The organism is Pseudomonas sp. HAR-UPW-AIA-41, assembly GCF_002304225.1.
GTDB lineage: Bacteria > Pseudomonadota > Gammaproteobacteria > Pseudomonadales > Pseudomonadaceae > Aquipseudomonas.
Map to the genome: position 1 here is coordinate 75777 of NZ_NSLB01000004.1, position 14810 is coordinate 90586.

General features: G+C 64.0%; 16 protein-coding genes and 1 tRNA gene. 7 read left to right on the forward strand and 10 right to left on the reverse strand.

The features are described from left to right. Positions 1 to 3: 3 nt before the first annotated feature. Together queA and CK486_RS09595 are read right to left on the reverse strand one after the other, a co-directional pair. Positions 4 to 1059, reverse strand: coding sequence for a tRNA preQ1(34) S-adenosylmethionine ribosyltransferase-isomerase QueA (gene queA / locus CK486_RS09590; RefSeq protein ID WP_095940080.1), 1056 nt, complete (start codon positions 1057 to 1059; stop codon positions 4 to 6). A gap of 77 nt (positions 1060 to 1136) precedes the next feature. Beyond that, positions 1137 to 1883, reverse strand: a complete 747-nt coding sequence (locus CK486_RS09595) for an ABC transporter substrate-binding protein (protein WP_256574398.1) — start codon at positions 1881 to 1883, stop codon at positions 1137 to 1139. Between the two features lie 132 nt (positions 1884 to 2015). Between CK486_RS09595 and CK486_RS09600 the strand changes: the two genes are divergently transcribed. The 3 genes from CK486_RS09600 (at position 2016) to CK486_RS09610 (ending at position 3163) form a co-directional block, all read left to right on the forward strand. Continuing rightward, positions 2016 to 2101: transfer RNA gene (locus CK486_RS09600), tRNA-Leu, on the forward strand. A gap of 245 nt (positions 2102 to 2346) precedes the next feature. Next, positions 2347 to 2559, forward strand: a complete 213-nt coding sequence (locus tag CK486_RS09605) for a cold-shock protein (RefSeq protein WP_095940081.1) — start codon at positions 2347 to 2349, stop codon at positions 2557 to 2559. Positions 2560 to 2668: 109 nt separating this feature from the next. Next, positions 2669 to 3163 carry an RDD family protein gene (locus CK486_RS09610; protein ID WP_095940082.1) on the forward strand — a complete coding sequence of 165 codons (495 nt, stop codon included), beginning with the start codon at positions 2669 to 2671 and terminating at the stop codon, positions 3161 to 3163. Positions 3164 to 3205: 42 nt separating this feature from the next. Here CK486_RS09610 and CK486_RS09615 read toward each other — a convergent pair whose 3' ends face one another. From CK486_RS09615 to CK486_RS09640, 6 genes are read right to left on the reverse strand one after another with little or no spacing between them, the layout of a single operon-like run. Further along, positions 3206 to 4090 (reverse strand): ChaN family lipoprotein, encoded by an 885-nt coding sequence (locus tag CK486_RS09615; RefSeq protein WP_095940083.1) that lies wholly within the window; start codon positions 4088 to 4090, stop codon positions 3206 to 3208. A 7-nt stretch (positions 4091 to 4097) separates the two neighbouring features. Then, positions 4098 to 4865 (reverse strand): heme ABC transporter ATP-binding protein, encoded by a 768-nt coding sequence (locus CK486_RS09620; protein ID WP_095940084.1) that lies wholly within the window; start codon positions 4863 to 4865, stop codon positions 4098 to 4100. Beyond that, positions 4865 to 5851 (reverse strand): iron ABC transporter permease, encoded by a 987-nt coding sequence (locus tag CK486_RS09625; protein ID WP_176481693.1) that lies wholly within the window; start codon positions 5849 to 5851, stop codon positions 4865 to 4867. Before CK486_RS09625 ends, CK486_RS09620 begins: the two co-directional genes overlap by 1 nt. A gap of 50 nt (positions 5852 to 5901) precedes the next feature. Then, positions 5902 to 6759 (reverse strand): hemin ABC transporter substrate-binding protein, encoded by an 858-nt coding sequence (locus CK486_RS09630; protein WP_371915497.1) that lies wholly within the window; start codon positions 6757 to 6759, stop codon positions 5902 to 5904. A gap of 20 nt (positions 6760 to 6779) precedes the next feature. Beyond that, the gene (locus CK486_RS09635; RefSeq protein ID WP_095940087.1) at positions 6780 to 7862 is read right to left on the reverse strand and encodes a hemin-degrading factor; all 1083 of its coding nucleotides are present in this window, start codon (positions 7860 to 7862) and stop codon (positions 6780 to 6782) included. 36 nt (positions 7863 to 7898) lie between these two features. Next, positions 7899 to 8567, reverse strand: coding sequence for an energy transducer TonB (locus CK486_RS09640; RefSeq protein ID WP_095940088.1), 669 nt, complete (start codon positions 8565 to 8567; stop codon positions 7899 to 7901). Positions 8568 to 8699: 132 nt separating this feature from the next. On the opposite strand from CK486_RS09640, the gene CK486_RS09645 reads away from it, so the two are divergent. Both CK486_RS09645 and CK486_RS09650 read left to right on the forward strand, forming a co-directional pair. Next, positions 8700 to 10973 carry a TonB-dependent hemoglobin/transferrin/lactoferrin family receptor gene (locus tag CK486_RS09645; protein WP_095940089.1) on the forward strand — a complete coding sequence of 758 codons (2274 nt, stop codon included), beginning with the start codon at positions 8700 to 8702 and terminating at the stop codon, positions 10971 to 10973. Between the two features lie 58 nt (positions 10974 to 11031). Then, positions 11032 to 11349, forward strand: coding sequence for a Rieske (2Fe-2S) protein (locus tag CK486_RS09650; protein WP_095940090.1), 318 nt, complete (start codon positions 11032 to 11034; stop codon positions 11347 to 11349). A gap of 7 nt (positions 11350 to 11356) precedes the next feature. Here the strand turns inward: CK486_RS09650 and sfsA are convergent, their stop codons facing one another. Both sfsA and CK486_RS09660 read right to left on the reverse strand, forming a co-directional pair. Continuing rightward, complete coding sequence (gene sfsA, locus CK486_RS09655) at positions 11357 to 12064, reverse strand: DNA/RNA nuclease SfsA (RefSeq protein WP_095940091.1); 708 nt, start codon at positions 12062 to 12064, stop codon at positions 11357 to 11359. Beyond that, positions 12054 to 13235: a pyridoxal phosphate-dependent aminotransferase gene (locus CK486_RS09660; RefSeq protein WP_095940092.1), complete on the reverse strand. Its 1182-nt coding sequence runs from the start codon at positions 13233 to 13235 to the stop codon at positions 12054 to 12056. The genes sfsA and CK486_RS09660 overlap by 11 nt, the downstream gene beginning before the upstream one ends. A gap of 191 nt (positions 13236 to 13426) precedes the next feature. Between CK486_RS09660 and dksA the strand changes: the two genes are divergently transcribed. Together dksA and gluQRS are read left to right on the forward strand one after the other, a co-directional pair. Continuing rightward, on the forward strand, positions 13427 to 13870 hold the full coding sequence (gene dksA, locus CK486_RS09665) for an RNA polymerase-binding protein DksA (RefSeq protein WP_095940093.1): 444 nt from the start codon (positions 13427 to 13429) through the stop codon (positions 13868 to 13870). A gap of 52 nt (positions 13871 to 13922) precedes the next feature. Then, complete coding sequence (gene gluQRS / locus CK486_RS09670; RefSeq protein WP_095940094.1) at positions 13923 to 14810, forward strand: tRNA glutamyl-Q(34) synthetase GluQRS; 888 nt, start codon at positions 13923 to 13925, stop codon at positions 14808 to 14810.

Genomic DNA, 14810 nt, shown 5'->3' on the forward strand with positions numbered 1-14810 from the left:
AGCTCATGCCTGGGTCTCCGGCGCGTCGGGTTGCGGATTACGCGTGATAAACATGGCATCGCCATAACTGAAGAAGCGGTAGCTGTGTTCAACCGCCGCCGCATAAGCGGCCATGGTGGCGCGGTAGCCAGCGAACGCACTGACCAGCATCAGCAGGGTCGATTCCGGCAGGTGGAAGTTGGTCACCAGGGCGTCGACCACATGAAACGGTCGCCCCGGATAAATAAAGATAGACGTGTCACCGCTGAAGGCCTTGAGCTCGCCGCTCTGCGCTGCCGTCTCCAGAGAGCGCACGCTGGTGGTGCCCACGGCAATCACCCGCCCGCCACGAGCCCGGCATGCCGCCACGGCATCAACCACAGCCTGAGTGACTTCCAGCCACTCGCTGTGCATGTGGTGATCTTCGATGCGCTCGACGCGCACGGGCTGGAAGGTGCCAGCCCCGACGTGCAGGGTGACAAAGGCCATATCCACACCCTTCTCGCGGATACTGGCCAGCAACGCCTCATCAAAATGCAGACCCGCCGTAGGCGCAGCGACCGCTCCGGCCTTGCCCTTATCGGAATAGACCGTCTGATAACGCTCACGGTCTGAGGCTTCGTCAGGGCGATCGATATAGGGCGGCAACGGCATGTGACCGACGCGGTCCAGCAGCGGCAATACCGGCTCGGAGAAACGCAGTTCGAACAGCGCATCGTGACGGGCCAGCATCTCGGCCGATCCACCGCCATCGATAAGAATCTGCGTGCCCGACTTGGGCGACTTGCTGGAACGCACATGAGCCAGTACACGATGGGTATCGAGCACTCTCTCGACAAGGATTTCCAGCTTGCCGCCGCTGGCCTTCTGACCAAACAGACGAGCCGGGATCACCCGGGTGTCGTTGAACACCATCAGATCACCGGGGCGCAGGTAATCCAGCAGATCAGCAAACTGGCCATGATTCAGCGAACCCGACTCCCCCTCCAGAACCAGCAGACGACTGGCACGTCGCTCAGCCAGCGGATGGCGGGCAATCAGATGTTCAGGGAGTTCAAAATGAAAGTCGGCAACACGCATGACAGGCAATTCTCGTAAGGGGCGCAAATCTTACCGGAAACCCCTATCCTCAGCCACGCACAAGCCTGCCGGCCCGACTAACGCCCGCCCGTATAACGCTCAACAATGCCTGTGAGCGTGCCATCCTTCCGCAGCGTGGCAATGGCAGCATTAAGAGGCTCCAGCAGATCCGCGCGGGAACGATGCACCCGAATCCGCAGCGCGGATCTGTTGATCACCGGCCCCGACTCAATCCGCCCGGCAACCCCCTTGAGCTCCGCGTGCTCGCGCAACAAATAAGCAAGCTCCACCCGGTCGATAATCGCCGCCTCAGCCCGTCCCTGAGCGAGCCGGAGCAACTGCGACTTACTGTCGGGACTGTCACTGCGGATGAAGTACTCACTGCCGATGTATCCATAGCCCCGCACGGTAGCGATGGTATGGCCCTGCAGGTCCTGCAACTTGCCAAAGGGAAATGCCCGGCCAACCGGAAACACCAGCACCTCTTCGGCCTCCAGCACCGTATCGCTCCACAGCGACACCTCGGCCTGCTCAGGCGACGCCCGCCAGGCCATGCTGACACAGCACTCCAGTTGCACCTTTGCCTGAAGGAACTGTTTCTGCGCTCGCAGGGGCGGCAGCGGCCGGTCCGGCAGCAGAGGCTCATCCACATGCACCTGGAGCGCCTGCATAACATCACTCAGGATTCCGCTGACGGCACTGCCGCGCACGATCCAATAGGGCTCCCAACTCTCACTGGTCACAGCGTAACGGGCCGCATCCGCCTGGGCATAAAACGACAGAGGCAACAAGACCCACACCACCCACCGGGCAAGATCTTTCACATCAGGCTCCGAGCAATGTTTTCCCGAGCATAGCCCTCACGTGCCAGAGAACGACAGCTCGCCCAAAGTCGCTGACAAAGACCGTCTGTCGATTGACCGCCCAAAGACGCATCCCTATACTTCGCGCCCTGTGCCTCGGTGGCGGAATGGTAGACGCAGCGGATTCAAAATCCGCCGTTGGTAACAACGTGAGAGTTCGAGTCTCTCCCGGGGCACCACTCCTAGATTTACCCCTCGTTTTTATCCCCGCATCCCCCCTGTTTTTCCTGTTGGCAATCCTCACACATTGGCGTAGAGTGCTTTTCACTGTGTGTTTGCATGGGTCACGAGAAACATGACCTGATGCAGTAGATCGCCTGATCCGCTTCATCTTTGCTTGATTTTCCTTAAATCCTTGCAAAACTCAGTACCGGCCCTCGGCCATGCGGACGAGGCGTTTTATTAAGTTTCAAGGATTTTAGGCATGTCCCAGCGTCAAAACGGCACCGTGAAGTGGTTCAACGATGAGAAAGGCTACGGCTTCATCACCCCGGAAAGCGGCCCAGATCTGTTCGTTCACTTCCGCGCTATTCAGGCTGACGGCTTCAAGAGCCTGAAAGAAGGCCAGAAAGTGACTTTCGTGGCCGTTCAAGGCCAGAAAGGCATGCAAGCAGACCAGGTACAACTGGTAGGCTAAGGCCAAATGAGAAAAGCCCCCACGGGAAACCCTGGGGGCTTTTTTCTGTCTGCCATTTATTGCTGCTCCCGCCTTACAATGACGGCCGAATGCACTTCGTGAGCCCGTCATGCCGAAACATCAGTTGCGCCCTCAGGGCGACTTCCCCACTGCCGGGCTGACCCGCCGCCTGGCCGCCATGTTCTACGACTTCCTGCTCAGCGTAGCCCTGCTGATGGTGGTGACCCTGATCTACAAGGGCATCCAGATGAGTATCATTGGTGAAGAGCGCCTGCGTCAGCTGAGCGATGCCGGCGCGCTGGACGGCGATCCACTGCTCTCGACGGTGCTGGTCATGGTGCTGTTCGGCTTTTTTGCCAAATTCTGGACCCACAATGGTCAGACCCTCGGCATGCAGGTCTGGGGACTGCGCATCCAGAATGCCGACGGCAGCGCCATCAGCCTGTGGCAGGCACTGCTGCGTTTTGTCGTGTCCGTGGGCTCCTGGCTCTGTGGCGGTCTGGGTTACCTGTGGCTGCTGTGGGACAAAGAAAAACGCACCTGGCACGACATCTACTCGGAAAGCCGGGTGGTGCAACTACCGAAGAACGTGCACAAGAAATGAAAGAAGCCGGCAGTTGCCGGCTTCTTTCATTTAACCCCATGCCTAACGGCGCAACTGGGCGCAATAGTCCTGCTCGGGCAAGGCCGCCGTGTACCAGACATAGTCGGCCTGTTCGACACCGACCGTTTGCCCCGCCTCCGCCAACATCAGTACGACCGGTTCGTCGCCAGCCAGATCCTTCAGGTGCAGGGGAATGCCCAGATCCTTGCGCACATGGAAGCCTCCGGCGAACAGCAGGGCCGGCGCCGGCGCCGCCAGCAGGCGCTCAGCCATGCGCCGGTCACGTTGCTGCTGGACGGCCAGCATGGCCGGCAGCTGCGCCTCCGGCAAGAGACCGCAATGTGACGCACGAATATCATCGAGCAGCGCTTTCTGCACCGTTTCAGCCGTCGACGCCCTGCCACTCAGCGCGGGCTTGCTGCGATAGATCGCCATGATTTCGTCACGATCAAGGTTGGCCGCCAGCAACGGAAACGGCTGCTGCAGGGCATAGTCGACCAGCGGGCCGTACATCGACCACGACCAGTTCTTCTGCCATCCCAGCTGCCGCGGCAGGTTCTCAGGCCTCTCCCCTTGGCGAAGACGCTGCTGAACCGCCTCGACCTTGCCCTGCTGATCCGGATTGAGCATCTCCAGCAACAGACTGCCCTGCGGACGCTCGCCCGCCAGGCCGCGCAGCAACCACAACTGCAGGGCATGATGGTCGGGATTGTCGTGTTTTTCCCCCACCAACACCTGCGACGCGCCCGCCAGGCGAGACAGCAGCTCATCCGGCGTCAAACGCTGGCCGCTACGCAGATCTTCAATGACGCCCAACTGCGGGTGATCCCGCTGCGCCGTCGCTTGCCAGGCCGGCACTGGCGACACTGTCGACTGACAGGCACTGAGCAACCCCAGCACTGTCACCAGCAAAAAACGTAACTTCATCATCACCTCAACGCGCCACAATCAACGGATGACCACGTTCGGGATGGGCCTGTACCAGCACTTCCAGCCCGAATACCCGACCCACTGTTTCAGCCTGAAGAACCTCGGCTACTGGACCATAGGCACAGGACTCGCCGCGATTCAGCAGAAGCAACTGATCGCAATAGCGCGCCGCCAGATTCAGGTCATGCAGGATCACCAGCACCGCCACGCCACGCTCGGCAAACTGGCGCACCGCCTGCAGGATGGTGTGCTGGTGCAGCGGATCCAGCATCGAGGTCGGCTCATCGAGCAACAGCACCTGTCCGGCCTGCCCCGGCCACAACTGGGCCATGACCCGGGCCAGATGCACACGCTGGCGCTCACCGCCGGACAGGGTCAGATAACTGCGCCCTGCAAGATGCCCGACATCCGCTGCAGCCAGTGCGGCCTCGATGATCTGCGCATCGACAACCCGGCCACTGGCGTGCGGCAGGCGCCCCATGCCCACCACCTCATCCACGCGGAAGGCAAACCCCAGCGTGGAGCTCTGCGGCAACACCGCCAGCTGCCGGGCCCGGGGCAACGCCTCCCAGTCCTGCAACGGCGTGCCGCTCAACAGTATCTGCCCGCGACTGGCCGGCAGCTCGCCACTCAGAGCAGCCAGCAAGGTGCTTTTGCCCGCGCCATTGGGCCCCAGCACCCCCAGCACTTCCCCCGGCCGCACAGTCAGGGCAATGTCGCGCAATACCGGGCACTCGCCACGGTTCACGCCCAGATCGATTACCTGCAGCATCAGTGACGCCCCTTGACCAGCAAATAGAGGAAGAACGGCGCACCGAGCAATGCGGTAATAATGCCGATCGGCAATTCCGCCGGAGCCAGCAGCAAGCGCGCCAGCAGATCCGCCAACAGCAACAGCGCCGCACCGGCCATGGCCGATGCCGGCAGGAGAATGCGGTGATCCGGGCCGACAAGCAGGCGCAGCAGATGCGGCACCACCAGCCCGATAAAACCGATCAGCCCGGCCGCTGCCACCGCAGCGCCTACCCCCAGCGCAGTGCACAGCACCAGCTCCCGCTTCAGCCGCTCGACCTCGAAGCCCAGATGACGGGTTTCCGACTCCCCCAGCAGCAGCGCGTTCAGCGCCGTCGCCCGGCGTGGCAACCAGATGGCCACCCCCACACCCACCAGCAGCAACGGCCACAACCGTGCATAGCTGGCGCCATTGAGGCTGCCCATGTTCCAGAACGTCAGGCTGCGCAGGGTCGCATCGTCGGCGAGATAGGTGAACAGTCCGATCAGCGCCCCGGCCAGGGCACTCAGCGCCACCCCGGCCAGGAGCATGGCCGCCACACTGGTCTGGCCGTCACGCCGGCCGAGGCGATACACCACGGCCGTCACGCCCAGACCACCGGCGAAGGCGGCCAGCGACAGCAGATAGGGCTGCAGCCACAGAGGCCCCAGCCCCCAGCCGAGAGTGGCGCTACCGACAATCACCAGCGCCGCGCCCAGGGCCGCTCCGCTGGAAACCCCGACCAGACCTGGATCGGCCAGCGGATTGCGAAACAGCCCCTGCATGGCGACACCACACAGCGCCAGCACCGCGCCCACCGACAGGCCCAGCAGGGTTCGCGGCAGACGAATCTGACCGATGATCAGCTCAGCCTGCCCCGGCACCTGCTCAGCGGACAATCCGCTCAGGCGCAGCAGTGCCTCAAGGGTATCCAGCAATGGCAGGCTGACCGGCCCCAGGGCCAGCGACAACCACAGCGCCACCATCAGCAAGGCCGTCAGTGCGATAAACAGGGTGCGGGGAGAGATGACGGCAATCATGGCTGAGCGTGCGCCAGGCGGGGACTAGGAGCGGCAGGATAAAAGCCTGCCGTCAGGCTGGCCAGCACTTGCGGAATCCGCGGCCCCAGCCCGCCGACCAGGACGCTCGGATCCAGACTCGACACCCGCTGCTCACGCACCGCACGCAGCTGCTCAAGCGCCGGATTCTGCGCCAGCAAGGCCGCAATGGCGGCTTCACCCCGCAGGCGCCGGTCGGCCACCAGCAGCACATCGACATCCAGCCCCAGCAGGGCTTCACTCGACAGTGGCTTGTATCCCTGATGCGCGACCGGACTGACTCCCCCGGCCTGCTCGATCAGCCATACCGCCGAGGTGTCCCGCCCGGCAATCAGCGGACTGCCTCCGGCGTGCCCCAGCAGCATCAGTACCCGTGGCGCCGGCTGGCGTTGCTGAGCCTGACGAATGGCCTCGGCCTGTTCCTGCAGATCACGAGAGAACCGCTGCCACGCCTGCTCTGCAGCAGACGCATCACCCAGCAGAAGGCCCAGACGCTGCAGATTGCCCTGCAATGTCGGCAGATCGGCGCGGGCCGACAGCACTTCAATCTGCACACCGGCGGCCTTGAGCTGCTGCAGCACCGGTGGCGGCCCCATCTCCTCGGTCCCCAGCAGCACCTGCGGGCGCAAGGCCAGAATACCTTCGGCCGCCAATTGACGCTGGTAGCCGATGTTTGGCCGCTGAGCCAACGACTGCAGGTGCAGACTGGTGCTGTCCACGCCGACCAGACGCGACTCGCCACCCAATGCAACCACCCACTCGCTGATGGCGCCCCCTGCGCTGACCCAGCGCGGGGCATCCTGTGCGTGCAGGCTCCCGGCAACAAGTGCCGCCATCCATGCCAACAGCCAGCGCCTCATTGCGCCGCCTCCAGCGCCACAAAGGACTCGGCCAGCTGACGCCAGCCGTCCAGCTCCGGCACGCCGGGCTTGCGCGCACCGAACAGCTGTAGCACCAGCTCGCCATCCGCATCGAAGGCTTCCCAGCTGGTAATGACACCATCCGTGCTCGGCTTGCGGACGCGCCACAGAGAATGCACGCCGCGCGTCTGCAGGTGCAGGTTGAATTCGGGGTCCATCACGTTGAACCAGCTGTCCAGCCAGCGCAGGTTCTGCACCGGGCCGCTGTGAATCTGAATGCAGTGGGCGTTGCCGACAAACACCATAATCGGTACTTCCCGAGCGGCAGCCGCTTCGAACAGGCGCGGCAGTTCGGTCACCGCCAGCGGCTCGGCCCACTCGCGCCCAGCCAGACGCAGCGCCTGCTCACGGGCAGCAGCGTGCCGGTTGATCAGCGCAAAGAAGTGGTGGGTGTCCTTGAGGGCTGTCCAGCCAGCTCGCAGCGAGTCGGCATCGATCTCGTCATCGGCTCGCGCCGCCGTCTTCGGCATGCCAGGAAGGATCTCCAGCTCCGGCTGCTGATCCTCATGACGGAAGCGTTCCAGCAACAGGTTCCAGGCATCCAGATCACTCTGCTCTGTGAGAAACACCTTGTGCACGGCCATCCCCTGCGCATCGAACACCTGCAGGCTGCGCTGAACACCACGCCCCGTCGACTCGGTCAGCGCAAAGACGCTCTCCCAGCCCTTGAGGAACAGGCGCAGATCGATGTCCGCCGACACCACCAGCCCCATGCCACCATTGGTACTTACCGAAACCTCGCGGTAGATGCCCTTGCGCTCGTGAACGCAGTGCTCATTACGGGTCAGCGCCATCACATAACCCAGGCTCTCCAGCGCCGGCAGCAGGTCGGCCCAGTGCGGGCGCAGGCGCAGAGCATCGGTGCCGACACGGCAGGCCAACAGCTCGCCTTCACTGACACCCAGCTGCTGGGCAGCCTCACGCGCCCGCAGCTTGGGCTGCTCACTGCGCAGGTGCTGCCAGGCACGGTAAAGGGCAGGCGTTGTCACGACGGCGGATGAAATACTGACGGAATTCATGGTTAGTCCTTACTCGGAGGGAATGGACGCTGCCGGCTATCGCGCCGTCAGCAGGTTGAACTCGATGGGAATCTGCACCCGGCTGGGCACGGCCTGACCGCCCACGCGCTCGGGGTTGAAGTGCCAGGTCTGCACGGCCTCCAGCGCCGCGCGGTCGAGCATGGGCACACCGGAGGAACGCAGCAGACGACGCTCACGCTGCTCACCGCGAACACCCAGACGTACCTCGACCCACACCACGCCCTGCAGGCGGCGCTGCCGGGCCAGGGCCGGATAGCGCGGCGCAGTCGGCGCCTGACGAAAGCTCGGGCGCTGCACCAACACCTCTGGCAACACCCTGTCCACCGCCGGCGCAACCGGCTCTCTCCTTGCGGTAGCCGGAGCCGCTGACACACCAGTGGTAACCGTCGGAACTGGCGCCGGCATCTCACGGGCCTCGGTCGGCCGGGCACGGGGGCGAACGCGCGCCGGCGCCTGTTGCACCGTCACTGGCGGCTTGAGCTCTGGCTTCGCTGCCGGCTTAGGCACAGGCACTGGCGCCACTGTCTGAGAAGGAGCTGGCAGCGGCGCCAGACTGATCTCGAACACCTCACTCGCCTGCCCTGCCACAGGTGCAGCGGCCTCCGGCCAGGCGTCGCGCAGCCACCAGCCCAGCACCATGTGCAGGACCAGCGAACAGCCGAGGGGAAGGAAAAATCGCAGCATGACTCTCTCCAGATGCGAATCTATTTGATAAGCATTTGCATCAAATCGTCAAGCTGAGTAATGTTCGGCGCCGATATCAACCGGCGCCCATCTGCCTTCCGGCACGTCTACGGCGCATTTCAGGAGCCGCTCATGCTGTACTCACCGCCCTTCGCCCGTCGTTTCCCGCTGCTTGCCCTGCTGCTCTGCCCGCCTCTGGCGCTGGCCAGCGAAGCCCAGCCCACCCAGTTCGATACCGTGACGGTTACCGCTACCCACAGCGAACAGAGCCTTGGCAGCGTGCCCAGCACCGTGAGCGTGGTGGATGCCCGGCAGATCGATCAGCAGCAGATCAAGAACATGAAAGACCTGGTGCGCTACGAACCCGGCGTGTCGGTCAGCGGCACCGGTAGCCGCTTCGGCCTCTCGGGCATCAGCATCCGCGGTATCGGTGGCAACCGGGTGCTGACCCAGGTGGACGGCGTCAGCGTGCCGGGCGAGTTCGCCTTCGGTCCGTTTCTCAGTGCCCAGCGCAATTACATCGACCTGGACACCGTCAAACAGGTCGAGATCATCCGTGGCCCCGCCAGCACCCTGTATGGCAGTGATGCCATCGGCGGCGCGGTGTCCTTCCTGACCAAGGATGCCGGCGACTATCTGGAGGACGGCGACGACAGCTATGCCCGGCTGAAAACCGGGTACGACGGCAGCGATGACAGCTGGCAGCGCAGCGCCACCCTGGCGGCCCGCCAGGGCGATTTCGATGGTCTGCTGCACCTCAGCCGCCGCACCGGCCAGGCCCTCGACACCTACGGTGGTCAGGGCGGCAATGGCAGCTCGCGTGAAGAGGCCAACCCGGTGGACTTCACCACCGATAACCTGCTGGCCAAGCTGGGCTGGAACTACGCTGACGGCGATCGCCTGCAACTGGTCTATGAGCGTTTCGCCGACGATAGCGACACCCGGGTGCGCAGCGGCTACAACCAGGCCAGCAGCACCCGCCTCTTCGGCAACACCTACAGCAACACCCTGATCAAGAGCAGCGATGGGCGGGACAGCACCGACCGCGAGCGGGTCGGTCTTGAGCACAGTTTCCACATCGGCAGCCTGCTGGCCGACCATGTCGACTGGCAGCTCAACTATCAGACCAGCCAGACCCGCCAGCGCACCTACCAGGAGCGTTACAGCTGGACGGGCGCGGCCAGCAGCACGCCGCCGGGCTCCGCCCCGCTGCGCCAGCGTTACCGCGACTCGGTCTACGAGGAAGACGAATGGAGCTTCAACAGCCAGCTGAAGAAAGGTTTCACCCTGGGCCAGACCGAACACCTGCTGACCTACGGCGCGGACCTGTCACGCAGCGAAAGCAGTGACCTGCGCAAGGGCAGTGAAATCAATACCGTCACCGGGCTGCCTTACGCCAACCCCGAGCCCTTTCCGCTCAGCGACTTCCCCGACCCGACTCAGGACGAATACGCCCTATTCGTTCAGGACAGCATCGATGTCGGCCGCTGGAACCTGCTCGCCGGCCTGCGCTATGACTACTACCGGATGAAACCGGATGCCACCGCCGAGTACCTGAAGAACAACCCGCTGGACCGTGACCCGTCGAGCTTCAGCGACAGCCACCTGTCGCCGAAACTGGCCGCCACCTACCAGCTCGACGATGCCCACAGCCTCTATGGTCAATACGCCGCCGGCTTCCGCGCACCGGAGGTGATCGACATCTTTGGCGAGTTCGTCAATCTGCAAAGCAACTACCAGACGCTGGCCAACACCAGCCTCAAACCGGAAACCAGCGACAGCTTCGAAGTCGGTCTGCGCGGCCAGTACGCGCAGGGCAGCTGGGGCCTGGCGCTGTTCTACAACCAGTACGATGACTTCATCGAACAGGTCACCCTGGCGGAAGATCCGACCGGCAATGGCCGCCTGACCTTCCAGTCGCAGAACCTCGACCGCGTGACCATCCGCGGCGCCGAGGCCCGTGGCGAACTGTTCCTCGACAACGCCGGCCTGCCAGCCGGCAGCAAGCTGCGCGGCAGCCTTGCCTATGCGCGCGGCAAGGACGAGGAAAGCGGCCAGCCGATCAACAGTATCGATCCGCTGAAAAGCGTGATCGGTCTAGCCTACGACGCCCCGAGCGGGCAGTTCGGGGGCGAACTGGCCTGGACGCTGGTCGCCGCCAAGGAGCGCATCGACGACAGCCAGACAGCCAACCAGTACCAGCCCTCCGGCTACGGCACCCTGGACCTGCTGGGTTACTGGCAGCTCACCGAGGAGGTCTCGGTCAATGGCGGCCTGTACAACCTCACCGACAAGCAATACTGGCAATGGGGTGATGTGCGCGGCCTGAGCAGCACCAGCGCCGGTCTCGGCCGTTACAGCCAGCCGGGCCGCTACATGGCCGCCAACCTGATCTGGGAAATCTGAGCGGCACTTTCGGCCTCCACCGCGGGCGGTGATAATCACCGCCCCAACGGAGGTCGCCATGCATGCAGTGTGTGAAAGCCGTGATCTGGCCGAAGGCCAGAGCCGCGGCTTTGTCATTGAAGAAACCAGCCTGCTGGTGGTGCGCCGGCATGGGCAGGTGTACGCCTACCGCAACCGCTGCCCCCATCGCGGAATTGCCCTGGAGTGGCTGCCCGACCAGTTTCTCGATCACAGCGGCAGTCTGATCCAGTGCGCGACCCACGGCGCACTGTTTCTCATCGAGTCCGGCGAGTGCGTGGCAGGCCCCTGTGCCGGACAGATGCTCCAGACGCTGGCCTGCCAGGAGCAGGACGGCAGCATCTGGGTTTCGCTTTAGAAACCGGTTAGAGCAGCACTTCCAGGCGCCGCACCAGACTAATTGCCTCGGGAGTAATCTCGGCGCCATAGGCCAGCACCTCGACGCCCGCCTCCCGGGCTTCACACAACCCGGCGGCATAGGCCGGATCAATCTCCTGCGCCGCGCGTACCGCTTCGATGCCGCTCAGGTTCACGCAATACAGCTGCACGGCCCGCACACCGGCGCGAGCCTGTGCCGCCAGCTCGCGCAGGTGCCTGGCGCCCCGTTCAGTGCGGGCATCGGGGAAGGCGGCCACGGCCGAATCCGCAAAGCCCAGGGTCACGCTCTTCACTTCGATCCAGGCCGGCCCTGTGGCGAACTGCAGGCAAAAGTCCGCCCGGCTGTTTTCCTCGCCAAAGCGCACCTCGCGCCGGAGCCCTGCGAAACCGGCCAGTTCGGTGATCACCCCGCCGCGCAGAGCTTCCTCCACCAGCGCATTGGCCCGCGCGGTATTGATGCAGGCCAGGCGCCCGTGCGGGGTTTCGCCCAGTTCCCAGGTGCCCGGCAATTTGCGTTTGGGGTCCTGGCTGCGGCTGAACCAGACACGGCAGCCTTCGCTCATGCAGTTGAGCATCGAGCCGGTGTTCGGGCAGTGGATGGTCAGCTGCTCGCCGCCGGCTGTCTCGATATCGGCGAGAAAGCGCTTGTAGCGGCGTAGCAGGCGGCCCTCCTCCATCGGCGGATCAAAGCGCATCGGGGCGCCAGCTCTTCAGGCCACGGGCAATGCGCTCGACCGCCTGCTGCAGACGCGGCAGGCTCTGGGTGTAGGCAAAGCGCACATGCTGGTCGGCCTGGTAACGGCCGAAGTCGATGCCCGGAGTGAAGGCCACATGCTCGGTTTCCAGAAAGTGCCGGCAGAAGGCAAAGGCGTCGCCACCGAATGCCGAGATGTCGGCATATAGATAGAAGGCGCCCTGTGGTTCCACGGCGATGCGGAAACCCAGCTCACGCAGGGCCGGCAGCAGGTAGTCGCGGCGCGCGGCGAACTCGCCACGGCGTTCTTCAAGAATGGCCAGTGTCTCCGGCTCGAAGCAGGCCAGTGCCGCATGCTGGGCCATCGAGGGGGCGCTGATATAGAGGTTCTGCGCCAGTTTCTCCAGCTCGCCCACCGCCGCCGGCGGCGCCACCAGCCAGCCGAGACGCCAGCCGGTCATGCCGAAATACTTGGAGAAGCTGTTGAGCACGAATGCCTCGTCATCCACCTCCAGCACGCTGGCCGCCTCACAGCCGTAGGTCAGGCCGTGGTAGATCTCGTCCACCACCAGATGCCCGCCACGATGCCTGAGGGACTGCGAGAGCGCAGCCAGCTCGTCGCGTTCCAGCAGGGTACCGGTGGGATTGGCCGGCGAGGCCACCAGGGCACCCACACTGTCAGCACTCCAGAAACGCTCGACCAGTTCCGGCGTCAACTGGTAACGCACCTCGGGGCCGACCGGTACCAACTGCGCGGCACCTTCGACCAGACGCAGAAAATGACGATTGCACGGATAGCCCGGGTCGGCGAGCAGCCAGTGCTTGCCCGGGTCGACCAGGAGGCTGGCCGCCAGCAGCAACGCGCCGGAGCCACCGGGGGTGATCAGAATGCGCTCTGGATCAATCGACAAGCGATAGCGATCGGCGTAGAACCGGGCAATGGCCTCACGCAGTTGAGGCAGGCCACGGGCGGCGGTGTAACGGGTATGGCCGGCGCCCAGCGCCGCCTGACCGGCACGCACGATGGGTTCGGCGGTGGTGAAGTCCGGCTCGCCGATTTCCAGATGAATCACATCGTGACCGGCGGCCTGCAATTCATTGGCCCGCGCCAGCAGTGCCATGACGTGAAAGGGCTCGATGGCACGACTGCGTGCACTGTAAGACTGGGCCATGGGGCTACCCTGAAAAGACAAAGGCGCAATTCTACCCAAGCCCTGCGCACACGGCAGCAAGCACGACATGCGGGAGTGGCGCCCACGGGAACCTTCTGGTAAGTTCGCCCGCTTGCAGCCGCAGGGCCCGTTTATCGGGCGATGGACACGTTCCTGCGCAGTGGATAAGAGAAAGTGAGAGGCAGTCATCCATGGCCACCAAAGCAAAACAACAGAACAGCCAACTGATTCGCGGCTTCGAACCCTACAAAGAGAAAAAGGGTGAGGAGTACATGAGCGATTCGATGCGCGCGCACTTCACTGACATTCTCAACAAATGGAAGCTGGAGCTGATGCAGGAAGTCGACCGTACCGTGCATCACATGCAGGACGAAGCGGCCAACTTCCCGGACCCGGCCGACCGCGCCAGCCAGGAAGAAGAGTTCAGCCTGGAACTGCGTGCCCGCGACCGCGAGCGCAAGCTGATCAAGAAGATCGACGAAACCCTGCAGCTGATCGAAGACAATGACTACGGCTGGTGCGATTCCTGTGGCGTTGAGATCGGCATTCGCCGCCTCGAGGCCCGCCCTACCGCCACTCTCTGCATCGACTGCAAGACCTTGGCGGAAATCAAGGAAAAGCAGATCGGTTCCTGATCCCGGACGGGGCGCCTAGGCGCCCCGTTGCATTTCTGCCGCCTGCCTCGCCATGACCGCCAGTTCCTATATCGGGCGCTTCGCTCCCACCCCCAGTGGCCACCTGCACTTCGGTTCACTGGTAGCTGCTCTCGCTTCCTTCCTCGACGCCCGCCATGTGGGCGGCCGCTGGCTGGTGCGCATGGAAGACCTCGACCCACCAAGGGAAATGCCCGGTGCCCAGGACGCCATTCTGCGCGCTCTGGAAATCTACGGTCTGCACTGGGACGGCGAGGTCATTCGCCAGAGCGAGCGCCACGCAACCTACGCGGCGGTGATCGAGCGCTTGCTGCAGCAAGGCCTGGCCTACGCCTGCGACTGCTCGCGCAAGCAGCTCGAAGGCCACCACGGCATCTACCCCGGCACCTGCCGCAATCGCCAGCTGCCCGCCGAGAACGCCGCCATCCGCCTGCGCGTGCCGGAGCTGGAGTACCACTTCTGCGACCGGGTACAGGGCAAATACCGCCAGCATCTGGGCCGCGAGGTCGGTGACTTTGTCATCCGCCGCCGCGACGGGCTTTACGCCTATCAGCTGGCTGTGGTGCTGGATGATGCCTGGCAGGGCATCACGGATATCGTCCGCGGCGCCGATCTGCTGGATTCCACCCCGCGCCAGCTGTACCTGCAGGAGCTGCTCGGCCTCCCCACGCCGCGCTACCTGCATGTACCGCTGATCATCCAGCCCGATGGCCACAAGCTGGGCAAATCCTACCGCTCGCCGCCGCTGCCGGCCGATCAGGCTCCCGCCCTGCTGGTGCGCGCCCTGCGCGCCCTAGGCCAGCAGCCGCCGGAAGCGCTCGCCACCTGCAACACCGGCGAGGTGCTGGACTGGGCCATCCGTCATTGGGATGCCCAGCGCATCCCGCGCTGCCGCACCCTGGCCGAAGCACAGCTACGCTGA

Excerpts from the sequence above, each read along its gene's own strand:
- gluQRS (WP_095940094.1), top strand. The coding sequence starts at position 13,923 with ATGACCGCCAGTTCCTATATCGGGCGCTTCGCTCCCACCCCCAGTGGC.
- CK486_RS09615 (WP_095940083.1), bottom strand. The coding sequence starts at position 4,090 with ATGAAGTTACGTTTTTTGCTGGTGACAGTGCTGGGGTTGCTCAGTGCC.
- sfsA (WP_095940091.1), bottom strand. The coding sequence starts at position 12,064 with ATGCGCTTTGATCCGCCGATGGAGGAGGGCCGCCTGCTACGCCGCTAC.
- CK486_RS09625 (WP_176481693.1), bottom strand. The coding sequence starts at position 5,851 with ATGGTGGCGCTGTGGTTGTCGCTGGCCCTGGGGCCGGTCAGCCTGCCA.
- CK486_RS09660 (WP_095940092.1), bottom strand. The coding sequence starts at position 13,235 with ATGGCCCAGTCTTACAGTGCACGCAGTCGTGCCATCGAGCCCTTTCAC.
- CK486_RS09605 (WP_095940081.1), top strand. The coding sequence starts at position 2,347 with ATGTCCCAGCGTCAAAACGGCACCGTGAAGTGGTTCAACGATGAGAAA.
- CK486_RS09610 (WP_095940082.1), top strand. The coding sequence starts at position 2,669 with ATGCCGAAACATCAGTTGCGCCCTCAGGGCGACTTCCCCACTGCCGGG.
- CK486_RS09635 (WP_095940087.1), bottom strand. The coding sequence starts at position 7,862 with ATGAATTCCGTCAGTATTTCATCCGCCGTCGTGACAACGCCTGCCCTT.
- CK486_RS09640 (WP_095940088.1), bottom strand. The coding sequence starts at position 8,567 with ATGCTGCGATTTTTCCTTCCCCTCGGCTGTTCGCTGGTCCTGCACATG.
- CK486_RS09650 (WP_095940090.1), top strand. The coding sequence starts at position 11,032 with ATGCATGCAGTGTGTGAAAGCCGTGATCTGGCCGAAGGCCAGAGCCGC.
- CK486_RS09630 (WP_371915497.1), bottom strand. The coding sequence starts at position 6,759 with ATGGCGGCACTTGTTGCCGGGAGCCTGCACGCACAGGATGCCCCGCGC.
- queA (WP_095940080.1), bottom strand. The coding sequence starts at position 1,059 with ATGCGTGTTGCCGACTTTCATTTTGAACTCCCTGAACATCTGATTGCC.
- dksA (WP_095940093.1), top strand. The coding sequence starts at position 13,427 with ATGGCCACCAAAGCAAAACAACAGAACAGCCAACTGATTCGCGGCTTC.
- CK486_RS09645 (WP_095940089.1), top strand. The coding sequence starts at position 8,700 with ATGCTGTACTCACCGCCCTTCGCCCGTCGTTTCCCGCTGCTTGCCCTG.
- CK486_RS09620 (WP_095940084.1), bottom strand. The coding sequence starts at position 4,865 with ATGCTGCAGGTAATCGATCTGGGCGTGAACCGTGGCGAGTGCCCGGTA.